Below are 20,177 nucleotides of genomic sequence, written 5' to 3'. Positions count from 1 at the left end.
CCCCCACAGGAAGATCCGCGCGGCGCGGGTCAGCTGCCGCGCAGGCCGGCGGCGGCGAGGTCCTCGCGCAGGTGGCTGAGCTCGTGCTCGGTGGCGTCGACGAGCGGCAGCCGGACCGGGCCCGCGTCGAACCCGCGCAGTCGCAGCCCCGCCTTGACCAGGATCGTGCCCGCCGTGCGGAAGATCCCGGTGTAGATGGGCAGCAGCTGCCGGTGCAGCCGCAGCGCCTCGGCCGTGTCGCCGCGCTCGTGGGCGGCGATCAGCGCCTGGGTCTCGACGCCGCAGAAGTGGGTCGACGTGCCGACGACGCCGACCCCGCCGATCGACAGCAGCGGCAGCGTCATCGCGTCCTCACCGCTGTAGCAGGCCAGGTCGGTCTCGGCCAGCACGCGCGCGGACGCCGCGAGGTCGCCCTTGGCGTCCTTGACCCCGACGATGCGCTCGTGCGCGGCGAGCTCGAGCAGGGTCTCGGTGTGGATGGGCGTGCCGGTTCGCGACGGGATGTCGTAGAGCAGCGTCGGCAGGTCGGTGGCGTCGGCGACGGCGCGGAAGTGCGCGAGCACCCCCGCCTGGGGCGGCCGCGAGTAGTACGGGGTGACGCTCAGCAGGCCGTGCGCGCCCGCCTTCGCCGCGGCCTGCGCGAGGTGGATCGAGTGGACGGTGTCGAACGTCCCCACGCCCGCGATCACGTGGGCGCGATCGCCGACGGCCTCGACGACGGCGGCGAGCAGGTCGGCCTTCTCCGCGTCCGTGGTGGTGGGCGCCTCGCCGCCGGTGCCGCTGATCACCAGACCGTCGTTGCCGCCCTCGTCGACGAGGTGCCGGGCGAGCTGCTGCGCGGCGTCGAGGTCGAGCGCGCCGGACACGTCGAACGGCGTGACCATGGCCGTGAGGACCCGGCCGAAGGGCTGACGGACGTCGGTTGGCACGGTCCCGAGTCTATCGGTGGACGCGAACCGCTCAGCCCTCGCTGACCATCGGGCTCGACGCGACCTCGGTGCCGTCGGGCAGCGCCGAGATCTCGAAGTCGGCGAACGCGTTCGGGGCGACGCGCTGGAGTTCCCGCAGGCACGCGATCGCCAGCTCGCGGATCTCCACGTCGGCGTGCTCGGAGGCACGCATGGCCACGAAGTGCCGCCAGGCGCGGTAGTTGCCGGTGACGACGATGCGGGTCTCGGTGGCGTTCGGCAGCAGCGCGCGGGCCGCCTGCCGGGCCTGCTTGCGACGCAGGGTGGCGTGCTCGACGTCGGCGAACCGCTTCTCGAGCCCCTCGAGCAGCTCGGTGTACGCCGCCACCGCGGCGTCGGAGGCCGCGAGGAACTTGGCGTGCAGCTCGGGGTCGTCGGCGATGACGTCCGGCTCGACCATCGCGGCGTCCTTCTCGGGGACGTAGCGCTGCGAGAGCTGCGAGTAGCTGAAGTGCCGGTGCCGGATCAGCTCGTGGGTGAGTGAACGCGAGATGCCGGTCAGGTAGAAGCTGACCGAGCCGTGCTCGAGCACCGAGAGGTGACCGACCTCGAGGATGTGGTGCAGGTAGCCGGCGTTGGTGGCCGTCACCGGGTTCGGCTTGGCCCAGGACTGGTAGCAGGCGCGGCCGGCGAACTCGGCGAGCGCCTCGCCGCCGTCGGCGTCGGTGGTCCACGGCACGTCCGCCGGCGGTTCGAAGTGGGTCCAGGCGATGGCGTGGACCTGCAGCGGGACGATGGCGGGCACGGCGGACTCCGGGATCGACGGGCGCGGACGGGGCGGGCCCGAGCCTAACCCGCGGCGGGTGTGGGGCCGGTGCGCGCCACGGCTTCGGCGAGCGTGGTGGACAGATCGCCGCGCGGCATGACCTCGACCCCGTCCAGCCCGAGCCAGCCCGCCGTGACGTCGAGCTCGGCGGCGAGCTCGATCGCGACGTGGCCGGGATCCTGCCCCGGTTCGACCCACGCGCTCTGCACGCGCAGCACGCCCTGCTGCCGATCGGCCTTGAGATCGACGCGCCCGACGAGGGTGTCGCCGAGCAGGAAGGGCAGCACGTAGTAGCCGTAGCGACGCTCCTCCTCGCGGGTGTAGATCTCGATGCGGTAGTGGAAGTCGAACAGCCGCAGCGTGCGTTCCCGATACCAGACCAGCGAGTCGAAGGGCGAGAGCAGCGCGCGGGCCTGGACGGTGCGCGGGCGTCGCGCCTCGTGCCACAGGTACGCCGGTGCGTCCCAGCCCGCGACGTGCACGGCGGCGAGCTCGCCGGTGTCGACCAGCTCGGCGACCGCGGCCTTGGTGTCGGCGTGGGAGAGCCGGAAGTAGTCGCGCAGGTCGGGCTCGGTGGCGACCCCGTGGGCGCGGGCCGAGATGCGCACCAGCTCGCGCTTCGCGTCGACCGGATCGGGGGTCGGGGCGGCGAGGACGTCGGCGGGGATGACCCGCTCGGCGAGGTCGTACCAGCGCTCGAAGTTCACCCGCTTGGCCGTGGTGATCTCACCGGCGAAGAACAGCCATTCCAGCGCGGTCTTGCCGTCGTGCCAGTTCCACATGTGCCCGGGCCGGGGCGCGGGACGTGGGATGCCGGTGTCGCCGGCGACGATCGGCCCCTGCTCGGCCACGAGCCGGCGGACGTCGTCGAGCAGGCCCGGGCGCTCCCGCGCGATGCGGCGGATGTTGGCCCACGGCTCGACGTGCGCGCGGGCCATGCGCCAGCGCAGCAGGGGCTGGTAACGCACCGGGACGAGTGACGCCGCATGCGCCCAGTACTCGAACAGCTCCGGGTGACGGGGGCGCGGCACGTAGGCCGTCATCCGGTCGAGGACCTCGCGCGGGTACGGGCCGAGGCGGGCGAACACCGGCAGGTAATGGCTGCGCGAGAACACGTTGACCGAGTCGATCTGCAGCAGCGCGACGCGGTCGAGGACCCGGCGCACGTGCCGCGCGTCGACACGGCCGGTGGGGCGCGGATCGGCGAAGCCCTGCGCGGCGAGGGCGATACGACGCGCGTGCGCGGCGCTCAGCGTACGGACCCCTGCCACGCTTGCCGACACTACGGCGAGCCACCGACACGCGGGCCCGTGGCCGACGCCGCGGCAGCGTGGCTAGGGTCGCTGACGTGGCAGACGTCAGCGTCCGTGCGGCCCGACCCGACGACGCCGCGGAGATCGGCCGGATCCAGGTCGACACGTGGCGGACGGCGTACGCGGCGTTCGTGCCCGCCGCCGTGCTCGACTCGATCGACGCCGCCGGCGCCGCCGAGGCGTGGTCGGCCGCCGTCACCGCCCCACCGTCGCCGCGCCACCACGTCCTCGTCGCGCTGGAGCAGCAGTGGCGGGTCGGCTTCGCCGCCCTCGGCCCCGCCGAGGAACTGCAGCCCGACGATCCGGAGCCGGCCACGACCGGCACGGTCGCGGCGATGCTGGTCGAGCCCCGGTGGGGACGCCGCGGGCACGGCTCGCGGCTGCTCGCCGCCGTCGTCGACCACGCCCGCGCCGACGGCCTGACCCGGCTGGTCACCTGGATCCCCGAGGGCGACGAGGCCACCCGGACGTTCCTCGAGTCCGCGGGCTGGGCGGCCGACGGCCTCGTCCGCGCGCTGGATACCGGGGCCGGCGAGCTGCGCGAGCTGCGGCTGCACACCGAGATCGCCGAGGCGACCGAACACATCGACGGCCGATGATGGCGTTCACGGGCATCCCTGCCGCCGCGCTGGACTTCTACGAGGATCTCGAGAACGACAACTCCAAGGCGTTCTGGGCGGCGCACAAGCACGTCTACGACGAGGCGGTGAAGGCGCCGATCGAGGCGTTGGCGACCGAGCTCGCCACGCGCTGGGGCGAGTTCACGATGTTCCGCCCGTACCGCGACGTCCGCTTCAGCAAGGACAAGACGCCGTACAAGACGCACCAGGGCGTGTGGTTCGGGGAGACGTCGGTGTACTTCCACGTGTCGGCGGCCGGGCTGTGGCTGGCCGGCGGGTACTGGCAGTCGAGCACGCCGCAGGTGCAGCGGCTGCGCCGTGCCGTCGACGACGACGTCGCCGGCCCGCTGCTGGCCAAGGCGGTGGCCGGCGTGCGGCGCAAGGGCTGGCAGGTGCGGGGCGAGCAGCTGGTGCGCGTCCCGGCCGGCTACGACAAGGAGCATCCGCGCGCCGAGCTGCTGCGGCACAAGACGCTGACGGCGGGCAAGGAGGTCGGCTTCCCCGACTGGCTGCACGCCGCGGCGGCCCGGACCGAGATCGCCAAGCAGTGGCGCGCGCTGGCCCCGCTGACGAGCTGGCTCGACACCCACGTCGGGCACGACTGACCGACACCGGTGATCGACATCCGGTTGTCGTCGCCCCGCTGCGGTGATCGACATCCACAAACCGTTGCCATGACGACGGGAACCGCATGTCGATCACCGGACCACCGACGCTGATCGACATCCACAAACCGTTGCCATGACGACGGGAACCGGATGTGGATCACCGGAAGGACGGCGGCCCGGACCCCGGCGCCTCGCTCAGAGCGTGCCGAGGAAATCGACGAGGTCGCGCCAGAGCGCGACGCGCAGCGGCACCGGCATCCCGTTGTTGGCTCCGGACGGCCCCGGCAGGACGAAGGCGGGGATGCCCGCCACCGTCCAGGAGAGCTCCCCGTAGCCGCGGGGCAGCCGACGCCCCGCGGCCCGCGCGTAGGACGACGCGGCGGTCTTGGAGACGAACGCGACGGCCGGCGGATCCACGGCGGCCAGCCGGGCGTGGAAGCCGGCCAGGTCGAAGACGGGCGGCTCCCCCCGCACGGCGTGCTCGGTGCGGACGAGGTCGGTGAGGCCGACGCCGTGCTCGACCACCTCGGCGTCGCGTTCGGCCGACAGCTCCACAGGGGTGAACCCGCACTCGTGCAGCAACAACCAGAACTTGGTGCCCGCGCCGCCGTAGTAGTGATCGCGCTCGGCGCGGTGCCAGGCGGCGATCGTCCCGGCGATCACCACGCGCAGCCCCGGACGGAGCAGGTCGGGCAGCACCCGTTAGAGGTCCAGCAGGGCCTCGAGCCCCACCGTCAGGCCGGGCCGTCGCGCGATCTCGCGCACGCCCAGCAGCACGCCGGGCATGAACGACACCCGGTCGAGCGAGTCGTGCCGGATGGTCAGCGTCTCGCCCTCGGCCCCGAGCACGACCTCCTGGTGCGCGACCATCCCGGCGACGCGCAGCGCGTGCACGTGCACGCCGTCGACATCGGCGCCGCGGGCGCCGTCACGGGCCTGCGTGGTCGCGTCCGGGACAGCCCCCATCCCCGCCTCGCGGCGGGCGGCGGCGATGAGCTCGGCGGTCCGCACCGCGGTGCCGCTCGGAGCGTCGGCCTTGTGGGGGTGATGCAGCTCGATGACCTCGGCGGTGTCGTAGAAGCGGGCGGCGAGCTGGGCGAACCTCATCGACAGCACCGCGCCGATGCCGAAGTTCGGCGCGACGAGGACGCCGACCTGCGGGGCGTCGGCCAGCCACGTCCGCACCGTGTCGAGACGCTCGGCGGTGAACCCAGTCGTGCCCACCACGGCGTGGATGCCCTGGTCGATCGCGAAGCGGATGTTGTCCATCACGACATCCGGGTGGGTGAAGTCGACCAGCACCTGGGAACCGGCGTCGGCGACGCTGAACAGCCAGTCGCCGGCGTCGACCATGGCGACGAGCTCCAGGTCGTCCGCGGCGTCGACCGCCCGGCAGGCCTGCTGTCCCATGCGTCCGCGGGCGCCGAGGACACCCACGCGGATCGGCTCGCTCACTGCTGCTCCCTCTCAGACCGCGCTGTCGAAGTCGTGCTCACCGAACGGTCCTACCACGGTGAGGCATCGGGGCCGGTGCAGCACGTCCGTGGCGACGGCGGCGACGTCGTCCGGTGTCACCGCGTCGATCTCGGCCAGCACGTCGTCCAGCCCGAGGATGTCGCCGTAGGCGGTCTCGCTCTTGCCGATGCGGGTCATGCGCGACCCGGTGTCCTCGAGACCGAGCACGAGGGCACCGCGCATCTGCCCCTTGCCACGCTCGACCTCCGCGGCGTCGAGCGCGCCACCGGCGACGGCGTCCAGCTCGGCCAGCATGATCGACAGCACCTCGTCGGCCTTGCCCGGCTGGCACCCCGCGTAGACCCCGAACTGTCCGGCGTCGGCGAAGGCGCTCGTGTACGAGTACACCGAGTACGCCAGACCGCGCTCCTCGCGCACCCGCTGGAACAGCCGGGAGCTCATGCCCCCGCCCAGCGCGGACGACAGCACGCCCAACGCGTAACGGCGCGGGTCGTGGCGCGACAGCCCGTGGCAGCCGAGCAGCAGGTTGGCCTGCTCGGTGTCGTCGGCGACCACCCGGATCGCCTCGGCCGGGCGCGCCGTGCTGCCGGCCGTGTCGCCGTCCGCCGGACGCGCCGACTGCGCGGCCGCTCCCGGGTCGAGCCGCTCGCCGAACACCCGCCGGACGTGGCGGACGACGTCGCCGTGCTCGATGTTGCCCGCGACCGCGACCACCATCGAGTCGGTGGTGTAGCGACGCCGGTAGTAGCCGGCGACCTGGCGGCGCGTGAGGGCGTGGATGGACTCCTCGGTGCCGAGGATCGGCCGGCCGAGGGGCGTGTCGCCGAAGAGCGCCGCGGCGAACTCGTCGTGGACGAGGTCGCTCGGGTCGTCGTCACGCATCGAGATCTCCTCGAGCACGACACCGCGCTCGACGTCGACGTCCCGGGCGGCCACCGTCGCGTTGAGCACCACGTCCCCGACGATCTCGAGCGCGACGTCGACGTCGCGGTCGAGCACCGTGGCGTAGTAGCAGGTGTGCTCCTTCTCGGTGAACGCGTTGAACTCGCCGCCGACGTCGTCCATCACGCCGGCGATGTCGAGCGCGCTGCGGGTGGCCGTGCCCTTGAAGAGCAGGTGCTCGAGGAAGTGGCTCGTGCCCGCGAGCGCGACCGTCTCGTCGCGCGACCCGACCGGCACCCAGACGCCGACGCTCGCGCTCCGCACCCCGGGCATGGTCTCGGTGACGACCCGCAGGCCGCCGGGCAGGACGGTGCGGGTGATGGCACCGCCGCCGGTGGCCGTGGCGAGGCGCCGGGTGGTGGCACGGGTCAGCGGCCGGGCGGCGCGCGGGCTGGGCATCACCCGATCCTACGGACGGGCCCCATCACGACCTCGCGGCCGCATCGCTCACCGCGGCAGCCAGGCGTCCGGCGCCTCGTTGAGCCGCTTCACGTGCGCGGGCAGCGAGCCGGTCAGCACCTGCGCGAGCGTCGTCTCGTCCAGCACACGGCGCAGGCTCGAGCGCACCGCGACCCACACCTCGGGCAGGTGCTCGGCGACCCCCGCGTAATTCGTCTCGTGCGGGCGCAGGCCACGCACCTCGGCCAGGGGCCCGTCGACCGCACGCAGCACCGAGCCGAGGGTGACCTCCTTGGCGGGGCGGGCGAGCGCGTAGCCGCCCTCGGCCCCGCGCTGGCTGCGCACGATGCCCGCCCGGCGCAGCTCGCCCAGGATGGCCTCGACGAACTTGCGCGGCATGCCCTGCTCGGTGACGATCGTGTCGATCTTGACGAGCTCGGGCTCCCGCGCGGCGAGGCTGAGCAGGGCACGCACTGCGTAGTCTGTCTTCGCCGAGATCTGCACACCGCATTGTCTCAATACCGGTAGGCAATGAGGCAAGTAGGCACGCCGTCAGCGGCGCGGCGAGTTCAGGCGCCGGCCGGGATCGACGTGCTGTTCGGTGCGGTCGTCAGCCACACCTTGCTGCCCTCCTGCAGCCGCAGCGCCTCGCTCTGGCCGCGGTTGAGCTGCACCCAGGTGCCCTCCCCCGTGCCCGGCGTGTCCATCTCGGCCCGGATCTCGAATCCGACCCGCTGCACCCGGCTCACCGTCGCCGCGACCGCGTCCGCGCTCGGCTCGCCGCGGACGTCGATGTCGTGCGGGCGGACGAGCCGGCCGTCCAGCGTGGTGACGGGGCCTAGGAAGGACATCACGAAGTCGTTCGCGGGCTTGTCGTACAGGTCGTCCGGGCTGCCGACCTGCTCGATGTGGCCGTTGTTGATGACGACGATCTCGTCGGAGACCTCCAGGGCCTCCTCCTGGTCGTGGGTGACGAACACGGTCGTCACGTGCACCTCGTCGTGCAGCCGGCGCAGCCAGTCGCGCAGCTCCTTGCGCACCTTGGCGTCCAGCGCGCCGAACGGCTCATCGAGCAGCAACACCTTCGGCTCGACCGCGAGCGCGCGGGCGAGCGCCATGCGCTGCCGCTGACCGCCGGACAGCTGCGCCGGCAGCCGGTCGGCGAACTGCTCGAGGTGCACGAGCTCCAGCAGCTCGCGTACCCGCTTGTCGATGTCGGCCTTGGGCCGCTTGCGGATCTCCAGACCGAAGGCGACGTTGCGGTACACGGACAGATGCGTGAACGCCGCGTAGTGCTGGAAGACGAAGCCGACGTCGCGGTGGCGCGGCGCTTTGCGCGTGGCGTCCTCGCCGGCGATCAACACCGTCCCGGTGTCGGGCTTCTCGAGGCCGGCGACGATGCGCAGCAGCGTCGACTTGCCGCCACCGCTCGGCCCCAGCAGCGCCGTCAGCGCCCCGGACTCGACGGACAGGTCGACGTCGTCCAGCGCGACGAAGTCGCCGAACCGCTTGCCGACGCCACGGACCTCGATACTCATGTCTTCTCCTCGCGAGCGGTCACCGGGACCGTCCCCACCGACGGATCAGGGCGGACAGCGCGATCGCGGCCAGCGCGATCAGCACGAGCACGGAGGCCACGGCATAGGCCGAGTCGTAGTCCTGCTCGTTGTCGATCAGGTTGCCGATGAGCAGCGGCGCCGTCTCCGAGACCCCGGCGACGTTGCCGGACACGATGAGCACCGCGCCGTACTCGCCGAGGCAGCGGGCGATGGCCAGCACCGTGCCGTAGAGCAGAGCGATGCGGATGGTGGGCAGCGTGATCCGCACGAACCGCTGGGCGGCGTTGGCGCCGAGCGACGAGGCGGCCTGTTCCTGCTCGGTGCCGGCCTGCGTGAGCACTGGCTCGACCGCGCGCACCACCATCGGCAGCGACACGAAGACGGTGGCGAGCACCATGCCGGGCTTGGCGTTGATGATCTGCAGCGGCGTGTCGGTGAGCGCGTCGCCGAACCAGCCCTGCGGGCCGTAGACGAGCACCAGCGCGAGACCGACGATGATCGGCGACACCGCCACCGGCAGGTCGATGAAGGCGCTGAGCAGCCGCCGCCCCGGGAAGCGGTAGCGGGCGAGCAGCACGGCCGCGGCGACGCCGAACACGACGTCGATGACGACCGCACTGCCGGCCACCACGGCCGTGACCTGGAAGGCGTGCTGCGCGTCGGGGTCGGCGAGCGCGTCGAAGAAGGTGCTCAGGCCGGGCTGGAAGGCCCGCTTGAGGATGATGACCAGCGGGACGAGGACGAGGACGGCGACCCACAGCACCGCCAGCACCCGCAGCACCCAGCCGACCGGCGAGGTCGCACGATCGGCCGCCGGCCGGCGCGGGCGGGTGTCGGTCGCGCCGGGGACCGTCACGACGTCAGCCACGGCGGGCCGCCCGCCGCTGGACGAGGTCGAGCAGCACCAGCACGATCGCGCTGGCCAGCAGCAGCACGGTGGAGATCGCGGCGCCCTGCTGCAGCGCGAGCGGGTTCTCGGCGTCCTGGTACTTGCCGTAGATGAGCGCCGACGCCACCTTCGTGTTGGCGAGGTTGCTCGAGATGAACACCAGCGAGCCGTATTCGCCGAGCGCCCGGGCGAACGCGAGCGCGGCTCCCGAGGCGAGCGCGGGGCGCAGCTGGGGCAGGACGATGCGCCGAAACACGACCGCGGGCGAGGCGCCGAGCGACGCGGCGGCCTGCTCGGCGTCGCGGTCGAGGTCGAGCAGGACGGGTTGCACGGTGCGCACCGTGAAGGGCAGCGTCACGAACAGCAACGTGACGAACAGGCCGAGGCGGGTGCCGAAGAGGTCGGGGCCGACACCTCCGCTGCCGTACACGGCGAGCATGACGATGCCGGCGACGATGGTCGGCAAGGCGAACGGGATGTCGATCACGAGGTCGAGCAGCCGCGACCCGCGGAACGGTTCGCGGACCAGCACCCAGGCGACGACGGTGCCCATGACGGCACCGACGATCGCGACAATGAGCGACAGCCCCACGGTCAACCGGAGCGCGGTCGCCGCGGACGGGTTCGTGATCGCCGACCAAAAGCCCGACCAGCCGTCGTCGAAGGCCTTGCCGACGACGGCGATCAACGGCAGCAGCACCAGGAGGGTGAGCCACAGCGTCACCAGCCCGAGCGTCACCCCCGCCCCGCGCCGGATCGGCATCCCCGCCCGGGGGCCGCGTGCGCTACGGCGCCGACGGGTCGTCCCCGCCGGCGCCGTCGCGTCGCCCTCGCCGGTCGTGCCGGCGTCGAGCTGTGCCGTCACCCGGCCCCGCCGATCTTGGTCACGATGCCGGTCTTCTCGTCGAAGAACTTCTTGTTCACCGCGCTCCACCCGCCGAGCTGCGCGATCGTCGTCAGCTTCGACACCGTCGGGAACGGGTTGCTCGGGTCGTTGGCGCCGGCGACCGTCGGGATCTTGGTGCTCTTCACGACGGGGCGGAAGCCGTGCGCGGCGAAGATCTCCTGCCCCGCCTCGCTCTCGACGTAGGAGAGGAACTTCTTGGCACCGTCGGACGCGCCCTTCGTCACCGCGGCCGGGTTCTCGATGAGGATCGACTGCTCCGGGACGATGTAGTCGAGCTTGGCGCCCTTGGCCCGCGCGCTGATGGCCTCGTTCTCGTAGGAGATGAGGACGTTGCCGGTGCCCGAGGTGAACTGCGTGGTGGCCGTCGCGCCGCTCTGGGCACGGCTGACGATGTTCTTGTAGAACTTCTTCAGATACGCCTGCGCGGCGACGTCCGTGCCGCCCTCTGACAGGATGTGCGTGTAGGCGGCGAGGATGTTCCACTTCGCCGAGCCGGACGTCGCGGGGTCGGGCGTCACGATCTTGACACCGGGCTTGACCAGGTCGTCCCAGCCCTTGATGCCGAGCGGATTGCCCTGGCGGACGACGATGACGACCACCGAGTCCGAGACCAGGCCCTTCGTCGGCCCCGAGTTCCAGTTCTTCTCGACCTTGCCGGCGTCGACGAGCTTGGTCAGGTCGGGCTCGACGGAGAACCCGACGTAGTCGGCCTTCTGCCCGCCGATGACCGCCTTGCTCTGCGAGCCGCTGGGGCCGTAGGAGCCCTTGACCTCGACGTCCTTGCCGTCCTTGGTCTTGGCGAACGCCTTGCCCAGCGCGTCGTAGGCCGGCTTGGGCACGGAGTACGCGACGAGGCGCACGGTCGACGCGCTCGACCCGCTCGAACACGCGGCGACCCCGACGACGGCCGCGGTCACGGCGGCGAGCACTGCGGTCAGCCTGCGCGGGCGGACGAGCGTCGTTGACATGCAGTCACCAATCTGGTCGAGGTGCGTACGTCCATCGTGTTCGGTTTTCCGATGGATCCGCTAGAGAATATCAAGCACGCCCGTATGACGCCGGTACCGAGCGGGTGACGTCGCCCAGGTCACGGGACGAATCGGACATGCGTGGGGGTGGCGCCCGTCCCCCCCGCCTTCCTCGGCGAGTTGGTTGATCAAAACCGCTGTTGATCAACCAACTCGCCGAGGAACCGGGACCGCGCGGGCTCAGGTCGCGGTATCGGCCGGGGACGCCGCGGCGGCGGTCACACCGGCCGCCGCGCGACCGTCGCGCAGCGTCTCGGGAGCGATCGCGACGAGCAGTAACGGGAGCGCGCAGACCACGGCGTTCAGCGCGAAGGTCGAGCCGTACCCCCCACCGTCGGCGACCCAGCCGGCGATCACGGGCCCCAGCACCGCGCCGAGGTCGCCGGACATCTGGAACAGGGCGACGACCGTCCCGCCCCGGCCGCCGACGACGTCGCCCATCATCGCGCCAGGCCCCACCGAGTCCGCCGCACCGGCGACGCCGAGCAGCACCGCGGCCACGACCAGCCCGCCGACGGCCGGCGCGGTCGGCAGCACCACGAACCCCGCCACCGCGACGAGCAGCCCGACCGCCACGACCGGGCGGCGGCCGCGGGTGTCGGCGAGGCGGCCGAGCGGCAGCAGCAACGCGCCGCTGACGAGGCTGGTCACCAGGAACGCGGCGTAGGCCCAGCCGTGGTCGAGGCCCAGCTCGTCGGTGACGTACTGGGGCACGATCGAGGTCCGGGCGCCGATGATGGCGAAGCCGCCGGCGAACGCCGCGGCGAGCGCGGCGCGGTAGGACCGGTTGCGCAGCGCGGGACCGAGCGTGAGCGGCGCGCTACGTTGCGTGCGCCGCTCGGCGAGTTCACTGCCGCGCAGCGCCGTCAGCCCAATGGTCCCGGCGACCAGCAGCGTCCCCGCGTAGAGGAAGAACGGCGCCCGCAGCGAGAACGTGGCGACGGTGCCGACGGCCGGGCCGGCGATCATGCCGAGCAGGAACGACCCGGCCCAGACGCCCTGCGCCCGGCCACGGAGGTGGTCCGGCGTCACGCGGACGAGCAGGCTCGCCGCGGCGACGCTGAACATGATCGAGCCCGCGCCGCCCGCGCCGCGCAGCACCAGCAGCTGCCAATAGGTCTGCGAGAAGCCGGCGAGCAGGCTGGAGACGGCGACGATGCCGATGCCGCTCGCCAGCAGCACCCGCTCGCCGAGCGCGTCGACCAGACGGCCGACGACCGGCGCCATGAGCAGGCGCGTCAACGCGAACGCGCTGACCACCAGGCCGGCGAGCGTGCGTCCGACGCCGAACTCGCGCGCGAACAGCGGCAGCGCCGGGGCCACCAGCCCGAAGCCCAGCGCGACCATGAAGCCGACGCCGGTGAGGGCGCGCACCTCGACGGGCAGTTCGCGCAGCGGTGAGCGCACGCAGCCACCCTAGGCGAACCCGGTTGACGCCCTCGCCGACGATGGAACGCATGTCCAGCAAGCTCGCCGTGTTCGCCTCGATCCTCGACGACGCGGCTCTCGCCCAGGCCCAGCGCACGGCGTCCATGCCGTTCGTCCGGCCCCATCTCGCCCTGATGCCCGACGCCCACCTGGGCAAGGGCGCCACGGTCGGCAGCGTCATCCCGACCGACGGCGCGATCATCCCGGCCGCGGTCGGCGTCGACATCGGCTGCGGCATGATGGCCGTCCGCACGCAGTTCGGCCGCACCGACCTCGCCGACGACCTGCCGCGGCTGCACGCCGCGATCGCCGCGGCGGTGCCGCTGTCGGCCGGCGGCCGCAACCAGCAGCTCCTGCCGGGCGCGCAGGCCCGCGTCGCCGAGCTCGAGACGCTGCCCGGCGTCGCGCAGGCCGACGAGGTCTCGCACACCTGGCGTGCACAGTTGGGCAGCCTGGGCTCGGGAAACCACTTCATCGAGGTCAGCCTCGACGAGCAGGAGCGGGTGTGGCTGTTCCTGCACTCGGGTTCGCGCGGGGTCGGCAACCGGCTGGCGCAGCGCCACATCGCAGTGGCGCAGGAGCAGTGCCGGCGGCGCTTCATCACCCTGCCCGACCGCGACCTCGCCTACCTGGTTGAGGGCGAGCCCGAGTTCGAGCGCTACGTCGAGGCGCTCGGCTGGGCGCAGCGGTACGCGTTGCTCAACCGCGAGGAGATGATGGACCGCGTCGTCGACTGCCTCGCCGCATTCCAGGAGGCGGCGGTCGAGCGCGTCGAGCAGGTGAACTGCCATCACAACTACACCGCGCGCGAGACCCACTTCGGGCGCGAGGTATGGCTCTCCCGCAAGGGTGCGATCGACGCGCACGAGGGCGTCCTCGGGCTGATCCCCGGGTCGATGGGTGACCTCTCCTACGTCGTCCGCGGCAAGGGCCACGTCGGCTCGCTATGCTCGTCGCCGCACGGCGCGGGACGCAACCACTCGCGCACGGCCGCGCGCAAGCGGTTCACCCGCGCCGACCTCGACGAGCGCATGACCGGCATCGCCTGGGGGCACTCCGATGCGTTCCTCGATGAGCACCCGGAGGCCTACAAGCCCATCGACGTGGTGATGCAGGACGCGAAGGACCTGGTGACGATCGAGCACACGCTGCGCCAGATCGTCAACGTGAAGGGCAACTGAAGTCCCGCCTTCCTCGGCGAGTTGGTTGATCAAACCGCCTGTTGATCAACCAACTCGCCGAGGAAGGTGGGGACGGGAGGACGACGATGGGCGAGAGCGTGGAACGCGACGGCCGGCGCTGGCCGCTCGGCGACTCCGGCACCGTCGCGTGGATCGACGGGGCCACGCCGGCCGGCGTGAGCATCTCGGCCGCCGTCCCGCTGCGCTACGAGGCCTACGCGACGTCGTCGACGCCGGCCGTCGACGACGGGTCCGAGCCCACCGGCGACCCGGACGCCGTGCTGGTCCGGTACGCCGAGACGCTGATCGCGATCCTGGCCCGCGGCAGCGCACCCCAGCCGTGGTGGCTCGGGTACCTCGACACCGGCGCGCACGACGTCGTCTTCCCGGATGCGCCGCGCACGACGCTCTACAACGGCTGGCCGTACGTACTGGTCCAGGCGGGGCCGCGGGAGGCCCTGACGTGGCGCGCGCCCGACCACTGGAAGGGACCGCTGCCCGACCTCCTCTTCCCGGCCGACCGCAGCTGGCTGGTCAGTCAGCTGTGGGACGACGACTGGCGCTGTGTCGGCGCCAGCCGTGCCCTCGTCGCCGCCCTGCTCGCCGCGCCGCTGCTGGCGGCGCGGGAGGTGCAACCGGACGAGGACGCGACCCCGCCGGGCTTCACCGCGTCCTGATCGGCCTGCGCACGGTCCCGCTTCCTCGGCGAGTTGGTTGATCAAACCGCCTGTTGATCAACCAACTCGCCGAGGAAGGCAGTAGGACGCGGCAGGGGCCGGGTCACCTCGCGGTGACCCGGCCCCTGTCGTCCGTGCGGTGGCTCAGGCTTCGGCGGACGCCTCGGCCGGTGTCTCGTCGGCCGGCTTGTCGTCGACCAGCCCGAGGCTGATCTTGCCGCGCTGGTCGATCTCGAGGATCTCGACCTGGATCTTGTCGCCGACGTTGACGACGTCCTCGACCTTGCCGATGCGCTTGCCGCGCCCCAGCTTCGAGATGTGCACCAGGCCGTCCTTGCCCGGGAGCAGCGAGACGAACGCGCCGAAGGCGGCCGTCTTGACGACGGTGCCGAGGAAGCGCTCGCCCACCTTGGGCATCTGCGGGTTGGCGATCGCGTTGATGCGGTCGACCGCCGCGGCGGCGGACGGGCCGTCGGCGGCACCGACGTAGATCGTGCCGTCGTCCTCGATGGTGATGTCGGCGCCGGTCTCGTCCTGGATCGCGTTGATCATCTGGCCCTTGGGGCCGATGACCGCGCCGATCTTGTCGACCGGGATCTTCACGACCGTGACGCGGGGCGCGTACGGGCTCATCTCGTCCGGGCCGTCGATGGCCTCGGCCATGACGTCGAGGATGTGCAGCCGAGCGTCGCGGGCCTGCGTGAGCGCAGCCGCGAGCACCTCGGACGGGATGCCGTCGAGCTTGGTGTCGAGCTGCAGCGCCGTCACGAACTCCTTGGTGCCGGCGACCTTGAAGTCCATGTCGCCGAAGGCGTCCTCGGCCCCGAGGATGTCGGTGAGCGCGACGTACTCGGTCTTGCCGTCGACCTCGTCGGAGACGAGACCCATGGCGATGCCGGCGACCGGCGCCTTGAGCGGCACGCCGGCGTTGAGCAGGCCGAGGGTGGACGCGCAGACCGAGCCCATGGACGTCGAGCCGTTGGAGCCGAGGGCCTCGGAGACCTGCCGGATCGCGTACGGGAACTCGTCGCGGCCGGGCAGCACCGGCAGCAGCGCCCGCTCGGCGAGCGCGCCGTGGCCGATCTCGCGGCGCTTCGGCGAGCCGACGCGGCCGGTCTCACCGGTCGAGTACGGCGGGAAGTTGTAGTTGTGCATGTAGCGCTTGGTGCGGTTCGGCGAGAGCGTGTCGAGCTTCTGCTCGAGCCCCAGCATGTTCAGCGTCGTGACGCCGAGAATCTGCGTCTCGCCGCGCTGGAACAGCGCCGAGCCGTGCACCCGCGGGATGACCTCGACCTCGGCCGAGAGCGTGCGGATGTCGGCGAGCCCACGGCCGTCGATGCGCACCTTCTCGCGCAGGATGCGCTGCCGCACGAGCTTCTTGTTGAGCGCACGGAACGCGGGGCTGATCTCGCCGAAGCGGTCCTCGAAGCGCTGCCCCAGGGCGTCCTTGACGGACTCCTTGATGTCGTCGAGCTTGAGCTCGCGCTCCTGCTTGTCGGCGATGGTCAGCGCGGCGGCGACCTCGGCCTCGACCTCGTCGCGAACGGCGTCGTAGACCTCGTCGGTGTAGTCGAGGAAGACGGGGAACTCCTGCACCGGCTTCGCAGCGTTGGTGGCGAGCTCCTGTTGCGCGCGGCACAGCTCGGCGATGAACGGCTTGGCCGCCTCGAGCCCCTGGGCGACGACCTCCTCGGTCGGCTGGGTGGCGCCGCCGGCGATCAGCTCGATGACGCCCTCGGTGGCCTCGGCCTCGACCATCATGATCGCGACGTCGCCGTTGTCCAGCGCGCGACCGGCGACGACCATGTCGAACGACGCGCGCTCGAGCTCGGAGTGCGTCGGGAAACCGACCCACTGACCGTCGACGAGGGCGACGCGGGTGCCGCCGACGGGGCCGTTGAACGGCAGTCCGGAGATCTGCGTCGACGCCGACGCCGCGTTGATCGCGAGCACGTCGTAGGCGTGGTCGGGGTTGAGCGCCATGACGGTGATGACGACCTGGACCTCGTTGCGCAGGCCCTTGATGAACGTGGGCCGCAGCGGCCGGTCGATGAGCCGGCAGGTGAGGATTGCATCCTCGGACGGACGGCCCTCGCGACGGAAGAACGAGCCGGGGATGCGCCCCGCGGCGTACATGCGCTCCTCGACGTCGACCGTCAGCGGGAAGAAGTCGAAGCCCTCACGAGGCTTCTTGCCGGCCGTGGTGGCCGACAGCAGCATGGTGTCGTCGTCGAGGTAGGCGACGACGGAACCGGCGGCCTGCTTGGCCAGCCTGCCGGTCTCGAAGCGGATGCTGCGCTTGCCGAATTTGCCGTTGTCGATCACGGCCTCGGTCTCGAAGACACCGGCTTCTTGGTCTTGAACCTCTGTCACAGAGGTCTCCTCTCGTACGTGCCGACGCGCACGGGCGACGTACGAGCGGGTCACCGTCGGACCTTGGGGGTCTCGCGGTGCCGGTCTTCGATCGAAGCGGTCGGGCCCGGATCGATCGCAGGGCCCCGCCCGCCACTACCGAGGACCGGCGTCGGTGCTCGGGTGTCGCAGGGACGCGCGCGTGCGTCCGGCGATGGGGTGTTGAGTTGTTCCTCGGATGGAACGAAGAAGGGGAGCGACCCGGACGGGTCACTCCCCTCACGACTAGCGGCGCAGACCGAGCCGCTCGACGATCGAGCGGTAGCGGTTGATGTCGGTCTTGGCGAGGTAGTTGAGCAGTCGGCGACGCTGGCCGACCAGCAGCAGCAGGCCGCGCCGGCTGTGGTGGTCGTGCTTATGGGCCTTCAAGTGCTCGGTGAGGTCGCGGATGCGCCGCGACAGCAGCGCCACCTGCACCTCGGCCGACCCGGTGTCGCCGTCGGCGGAGCCGTACTCGGCGATGATCTGCTTCTTGACATCCTGGGCCAGCGCCACGGACGACTCCTTCGTGTCGGTTGCAGGCGCGCTCCACCGGTCTGGTTCACGATGGATGGTTGGACGCGCATGCGTCGGGTGCCGATGAGGGCACCGGCATTTACGTTACCAGCCCGTGACGAGAGGCTGCGGCACGGCCGCACCGACGGGGTATGCCCGCCCTGTGCGCACCTTCGTCCTGACCCAGGACTCCCCCCACGCCCCCGCCGAGGCCTGGCGCCGGATCACCGACTGGCCCGCCCACGGTCGCTGGGTGCCGCTGACGACCATCGCCGTGACCACGCCCGCGCCCGACGGCGAGGGCGTGGGGACGGTCTTCACGGCGCGGACCGCCGTCGGCCCGCTCGGCTTCGACGACCCGATGGAGGTCGTGGCGTGGCGACCGCCGAGCGGCACCACCCCGGGTCGCTGCCGCCTGGAGAAGCGCGGCCGGGTGATGCTCGGATGGGCCGAGATCACCGTCGAGCCGCACCGCGACGGCTCACGCACGACCTGGACCGAGGCGGCCCGACCCCGTGGCCTGCCCCGCGTCGCCGACCGCCTCGCCGCCGTGACCGGCCGGCTGCTGTTCGGCCGCGTGCTCAGGAGGCTGCTCGCGGCCTGACGCCGGCCGGGCCGAGCCGACGCGGTGCCGACGGCCGCCGCAGCAGGGCGAGACCCGTGGCGAGGATCCAGGCGAAGAGCAGGCCGGGCACGACGGTGACGACCTGCCCCTCCAGCGACAGGAACCCGGTCCCGACGACGAACGAGGCGAGCAGCAGGACGTGTGCACCGTCCGCCACCACGGCCAGCACGACGGTCACCGGCGGCAGCTCCCCGCTGCGACGGGCGATTACCGCGAAGGCGCCGAGCGCGCACGCCGTGGGCAGCCCCGACATCGCCAGCATCCCGAAGGTGAGGTCGTAGGGCAGCGAGGCAGCGGTCGAGGCGGTCGGGGCGGCTGCGGTGAGCATGCGCGAGATCGCACGACGCGCCGGGGTCTCCCATGCAGCGCCGGCGCACCACTTCGTCGACAAGGCAGGTATCTTCACAGCCATCGCGACCGAGGGTTTCCGGCTGGCGGTCGAGGAGATCGGGCCGGTCGCATCGGGAGCGGACGGGTTCCTGCGCGGCGGTGAGGCCTACGTCGCCTTCGCCCTGACGCACCCGGGCCACTTCGAGGTCATGTTCCGTCCGGGCCTCTACCACGGCGACGACCCCGACCTCGTCGCTGCACGCGACGCCGCGTTCGCCGTGCTCCACGGCAGCGCACTCGCGCAGCAACCCGGCGTCGCCGCCGACTCCGCCGAGGCGCTCGGACTGGTCCTGGCCGGCTGGTCGCTCAGCCACGGCTTCGCGACGCTGTGGCTCACCGCGAACCTCGCCGACCGCCTCGGTCCGGCATCGGACGACGTCGCGACGACACTGCTGCGCGGCATGGCCGAGCTGGGTCGCCTCGCCGAGCGGCGGCTCGCGGCCGGCCCGGACGGCGGCGCGCCGCGCTAACCGCGGCCCGGGCCGCCGGCCATGACGGCACGCGTCTGCTCGACGTCGGCGGCCATCTGCTCGATCAGCGCGTCGACCGATTCGAACTTCACCATGCCGCGCAGCCGCTCGACGAACTCGACGCCCACGTTCTCGCCGTAGAGGTCGCCCTCGAAGTCCAGGACGTAGGCCTCCACCCGCCGCTGACGCACCTCGAAGGTCGGGTTGGTGCCGACCGAGATGGCCGCGATCCCCAGCGGCGGCGCGTCGAGCGTGCGGCCCCACTCGTCGAGGCGGACGACGCGCCCGGCGTACACGCCGTCGGCGGGCACGCAGGCCCACTGTTCGGTGCGCAGGTTGGCGGTGGGGTAGCCGAGCTCGCGGCCGCGTTGATCACCGCGCTCGACGACGCCGTCGACCCGGTGCGGCCGGCCGAGCACCTCGGCCGCGGCGCGCAGGTCGCCGGCCCGCACACTGGAGCGGACGAAGGTCGCGCTGAGCGGGGTGTCGCCGTGCGCCACCAGGGGGACGCCGTGGGCGGTGAAGCCGAAGGTGCGCCCGAGCCGGCCCAGGGTCTCGACGTCGCCGGCCGCCTTGTGGCCGAAGCGGAAGTTCTGCCCGACGACCACCGCCGACGCGTGCAACCGCTCGACCAGGGCGCGGTGCACGAACTCGTCCGGCGGCAGCTGCGAGAACTCGAGCGTGAACGGCAGCGCGAGGAACACGTCGACGCCGAGCGCCTCGACCAGCTCGGCGCGGCGCACGATGCTCGTCAGCACCGGCGGGTGCGAGCCGGGGCGGACCACCTCCGACGGGTGCGGCACGAAGGTGATGAGCGCGCTCGGGACGCCGCGCTCCGCGGCGAGGTCGACGGCCTGGCCGATGATGGCGGCGTGGCCCCGGTGCACGCCGTCGAACACGCCTATCGTCACCACGCAGTGACCCCAGTCGGTGGGCACCGCCTCGAGTCCATGCCAACGCTGCACGACTGCACCCTATCGGCGCACCGCGTCGCGCCGCCGCGACCGCGGCGGGCACCATGCGG

22 protein-coding genes are annotated in these 20,177 nt (G+C 72.2%); 6 read left to right on the top strand and 16 right to left on the bottom strand.

The genetic code is table 11. The features are described 5' to 3' along the window. Positions 1 to 29: 29 nt before the first annotated feature. From dapA to BUE29_RS13600, 3 genes are read right to left on the bottom strand one after another with little or no spacing between them, the layout of a single operon-like run. On the bottom strand, positions 30 to 929 hold the full coding sequence (dapA, locus tag BUE29_RS13610; RefSeq protein ID WP_073390839.1) for a 4-hydroxy-tetrahydrodipicolinate synthase: 900 nt from the start codon (positions 927 to 929) through the stop codon (positions 30 to 32). A gap of 31 nt (positions 930 to 960) precedes the next feature. Beyond that, positions 961 to 1,713: an FAD-dependent thymidylate synthase gene (gene thyX, locus BUE29_RS13605; RefSeq protein WP_073390838.1), complete on the bottom strand. Its 753-nt coding sequence runs from the start codon at positions 1,711 to 1,713 to the stop codon at positions 961 to 963. A 44-nt stretch (positions 1,714 to 1,757) separates the two neighbouring features. Beyond that, a complete protein-coding gene (locus BUE29_RS13600) occupies positions 1,758 to 3,005 on the bottom strand; it encodes a winged helix-turn-helix domain-containing protein (protein WP_073390837.1) in 1,248 nt (415 codons plus the stop codon). Positions 3,006 to 3,082: 77 nt separating this feature from the next. Between BUE29_RS13600 and BUE29_RS13595 the strand changes: the two genes are divergently transcribed. Both BUE29_RS13595 and BUE29_RS13590 read left to right on the top strand, forming a co-directional pair. Further along, on the top strand, positions 3,083 to 3,646 hold the full coding sequence (locus tag BUE29_RS13595) for a GNAT family N-acetyltransferase (RefSeq protein ID WP_073390836.1): 564 nt from the start codon (positions 3,083 to 3,085) through the stop codon (positions 3,644 to 3,646). Beyond that, on the top strand, positions 3,643 to 4,272 hold the full coding sequence (locus BUE29_RS13590) for a DUF2461 domain-containing protein (protein ID WP_200800182.1): 630 nt from the start codon (positions 3,643 to 3,645) through the stop codon (positions 4,270 to 4,272). Before BUE29_RS13595 ends, BUE29_RS13590 begins: the two co-directional genes overlap by 4 nt. A 198-nt stretch (positions 4,273 to 4,470) precedes the next feature. Here BUE29_RS13590 and BUE29_RS13585 read toward each other — a convergent pair whose 3' ends face one another. The 9 genes from BUE29_RS13585 to BUE29_RS13545 all read right to left on the bottom strand — a co-directional run bounded on the left by BUE29_RS13585 (position 4,471) and on the right by BUE29_RS13545 (position 12,882). Next, positions 4,471 to 4,974 carry a mismatch-specific DNA-glycosylase gene (locus BUE29_RS13585; protein WP_073390834.1) on the bottom strand — a complete coding sequence of 168 codons (504 nt, stop codon included), beginning with the start codon at positions 4,972 to 4,974 and terminating at the stop codon, positions 4,471 to 4,473. A gap of 3 nt (positions 4,975 to 4,977) precedes the next feature. After that, positions 4,978 to 5,712 (bottom strand): 4-hydroxy-tetrahydrodipicolinate reductase, encoded by a 735-nt coding sequence (gene dapB / locus BUE29_RS13580; RefSeq protein ID WP_073391165.1) that lies wholly within the window; start codon positions 5,710 to 5,712, stop codon positions 4,978 to 4,980. A 30-nt stretch (positions 5,713 to 5,742) separates the two neighbouring features. Then, the gene (locus tag BUE29_RS13575) at positions 5,743 to 7,092 is read right to left on the bottom strand and encodes a M16 family metallopeptidase (protein ID WP_084181026.1); all 1,350 of its coding nucleotides are present in this window, start codon (positions 7,090 to 7,092) and stop codon (positions 5,743 to 5,745) included. A gap of 48 nt (positions 7,093 to 7,140) precedes the next feature. Continuing rightward, positions 7,141 to 7,596 (bottom strand): RrF2 family transcriptional regulator, encoded by a 456-nt coding sequence (locus BUE29_RS13570; protein WP_073390833.1) that lies wholly within the window; start codon positions 7,594 to 7,596, stop codon positions 7,141 to 7,143. Positions 7,597 to 7,661: 65 nt separating this feature from the next. After that, complete coding sequence (locus BUE29_RS13565) at positions 7,662 to 8,630, bottom strand: sulfate/molybdate ABC transporter ATP-binding protein (RefSeq protein WP_073390832.1); 969 nt, start codon at positions 8,628 to 8,630, stop codon at positions 7,662 to 7,664. A gap of 19 nt (positions 8,631 to 8,649) precedes the next feature. Next, complete coding sequence (locus BUE29_RS13560; RefSeq protein ID WP_200800181.1) at positions 8,650 to 9,519, bottom strand: sulfate ABC transporter permease subunit; 870 nt, start codon at positions 9,517 to 9,519, stop codon at positions 8,650 to 8,652. Further along, entirely contained in the window at positions 9,512 to 10,405 is an 894-nt protein-coding gene (locus tag BUE29_RS13555) for an ABC transporter permease (protein WP_234971440.1), read from the bottom strand. Before BUE29_RS13555 ends, BUE29_RS13560 begins: the two co-directional genes overlap by 8 nt. After that, positions 10,402 to 11,415 (bottom strand): sulfate ABC transporter substrate-binding protein, encoded by a 1,014-nt coding sequence (locus BUE29_RS13550; RefSeq protein ID WP_073390831.1) that lies wholly within the window; start codon positions 11,413 to 11,415, stop codon positions 10,402 to 10,404. The genes BUE29_RS13555 and BUE29_RS13550 overlap by 4 nt, the downstream gene beginning before the upstream one ends. Positions 11,416 to 11,655: 240 nt before the next feature. Beyond that, complete coding sequence (locus BUE29_RS13545; RefSeq protein WP_073390830.1) at positions 11,656 to 12,882, bottom strand: MFS transporter; 1,227 nt, start codon at positions 12,880 to 12,882, stop codon at positions 11,656 to 11,658. Positions 12,883 to 12,923: 41 nt separating this feature from the next. Between BUE29_RS13545 and BUE29_RS13540 the strand changes: the two genes are divergently transcribed. Together BUE29_RS13540 and BUE29_RS22835 are read left to right on the top strand one after the other, a co-directional pair. Further along, on the top strand, positions 12,924 to 14,084 hold the full coding sequence (locus tag BUE29_RS13540; protein WP_073390829.1) for an RtcB family protein: 1,161 nt from the start codon (positions 12,924 to 12,926) through the stop codon (positions 14,082 to 14,084). Positions 14,085 to 14,170: 86 nt separating this feature from the next. Then, entirely contained in the window at positions 14,171 to 14,761 is a 591-nt protein-coding gene (locus BUE29_RS22835) for a hypothetical protein (protein ID WP_200800179.1), read from the top strand. A gap of 144 nt (positions 14,762 to 14,905) precedes the next feature. Here the strand turns inward: BUE29_RS22835 and BUE29_RS13530 are convergent, their stop codons facing one another. Then, positions 14,906 to 17,134: a polyribonucleotide nucleotidyltransferase gene (locus BUE29_RS13530; RefSeq protein WP_073390828.1), complete on the bottom strand. Its 2,229-nt coding sequence runs from the start codon at positions 17,132 to 17,134 to the stop codon at positions 14,906 to 14,908. A gap of 264 nt (positions 17,135 to 17,398) precedes the next feature. Next, positions 17,399 to 17,668: a 30S ribosomal protein S15 gene (gene rpsO / locus BUE29_RS13525; RefSeq protein WP_073390827.1), complete on the bottom strand. Its 270-nt coding sequence runs from the start codon at positions 17,666 to 17,668 to the stop codon at positions 17,399 to 17,401. Positions 17,669 to 17,831: 163 nt separating this feature from the next. Between rpsO and BUE29_RS13520 the strand changes: the two genes are divergently transcribed. Next, a complete protein-coding gene (locus BUE29_RS13520; RefSeq protein WP_073390826.1) occupies positions 17,832 to 18,272 on the top strand; it encodes an SRPBCC family protein in 441 nt (146 codons plus the stop codon). On the opposite strand, the gene BUE29_RS13515 is transcribed toward BUE29_RS13520, so the two are convergent. After that, positions 18,250 to 18,621: a hypothetical protein gene (locus tag BUE29_RS13515; RefSeq protein WP_073390825.1), complete on the bottom strand. Its 372-nt coding sequence runs from the start codon at positions 18,619 to 18,621 to the stop codon at positions 18,250 to 18,252. The two genes, BUE29_RS13520 and BUE29_RS13515, sit on opposite strands and share 23 nt — an antisense overlap. Between BUE29_RS13515 and BUE29_RS13510 the strand changes: the two genes are divergently transcribed. Next, positions 18,620 to 19,153, top strand: a complete 534-nt coding sequence (locus tag BUE29_RS13510) for a TetR/AcrR family transcriptional regulator (protein ID WP_073390824.1) — start codon at positions 18,620 to 18,622, stop codon at positions 19,151 to 19,153. The two genes, BUE29_RS13515 and BUE29_RS13510, sit on opposite strands and share 2 nt — an antisense overlap. On the opposite strand, the gene BUE29_RS13505 is transcribed toward BUE29_RS13510, so the two are convergent. Further along, positions 19,150 to 20,118: a bifunctional riboflavin kinase/FAD synthetase gene (locus BUE29_RS13505; RefSeq protein ID WP_073390823.1), complete on the bottom strand. Its 969-nt coding sequence runs from the start codon at positions 20,116 to 20,118 to the stop codon at positions 19,150 to 19,152. The genes BUE29_RS13510 and BUE29_RS13505 overlap by 4 nt on opposite strands. Positions 20,119 to 20,177 lie beyond the last annotated feature (59 nt).

The organism is Jatrophihabitans endophyticus (assembly GCF_900129455.1).
Lineage (GTDB): Bacteria > Actinomycetota > Actinomycetes > Mycobacteriales > Jatrophihabitantaceae > Jatrophihabitans > Jatrophihabitans endophyticus.
The sequence above is the reverse complement of the archived record's forward strand: the minus strand, read 5'-3'. Positions and strand labels throughout refer to the sequence as shown.

Excerpts from the sequence above, each read along its gene's own strand:
- BUE29_RS13515 (WP_073390825.1), bottom strand. The coding sequence starts at position 18,621 with ATGCTCACCGCAGCCGCCCCGACCGCCTCGACCGCTGCCTCGCTGCCC.
- BUE29_RS13540 (WP_073390829.1), top strand. The coding sequence starts at position 12,924 with ATGGAACGCATGTCCAGCAAGCTCGCCGTGTTCGCCTCGATCCTCGAC.
- BUE29_RS13590 (WP_200800182.1), top strand. The coding sequence starts at position 3,643 with ATGATGGCGTTCACGGGCATCCCTGCCGCCGCGCTGGACTTCTACGAG.
- BUE29_RS13575 (WP_084181026.1), bottom strand. The coding sequence starts at position 7,092 with ATGCCCAGCCCGCGCGCCGCCCGGCCGCTGACCCGTGCCACCACCCGG.
- BUE29_RS13510 (WP_073390824.1), top strand. The coding sequence starts at position 18,620 with ATGCGCGAGATCGCACGACGCGCCGGGGTCTCCCATGCAGCGCCGGCG.
- BUE29_RS13550 (WP_073390831.1), bottom strand. The coding sequence starts at position 11,415 with ATGTCAACGACGCTCGTCCGCCCGCGCAGGCTGACCGCAGTGCTCGCC.
- BUE29_RS13565 (WP_073390832.1), bottom strand. The coding sequence starts at position 8,630 with ATGAGTATCGAGGTCCGTGGCGTCGGCAAGCGGTTCGGCGACTTCGTC.
- BUE29_RS22835 (WP_200800179.1), top strand. The coding sequence starts at position 14,171 with ATGGGCGAGAGCGTGGAACGCGACGGCCGGCGCTGGCCGCTCGGCGAC.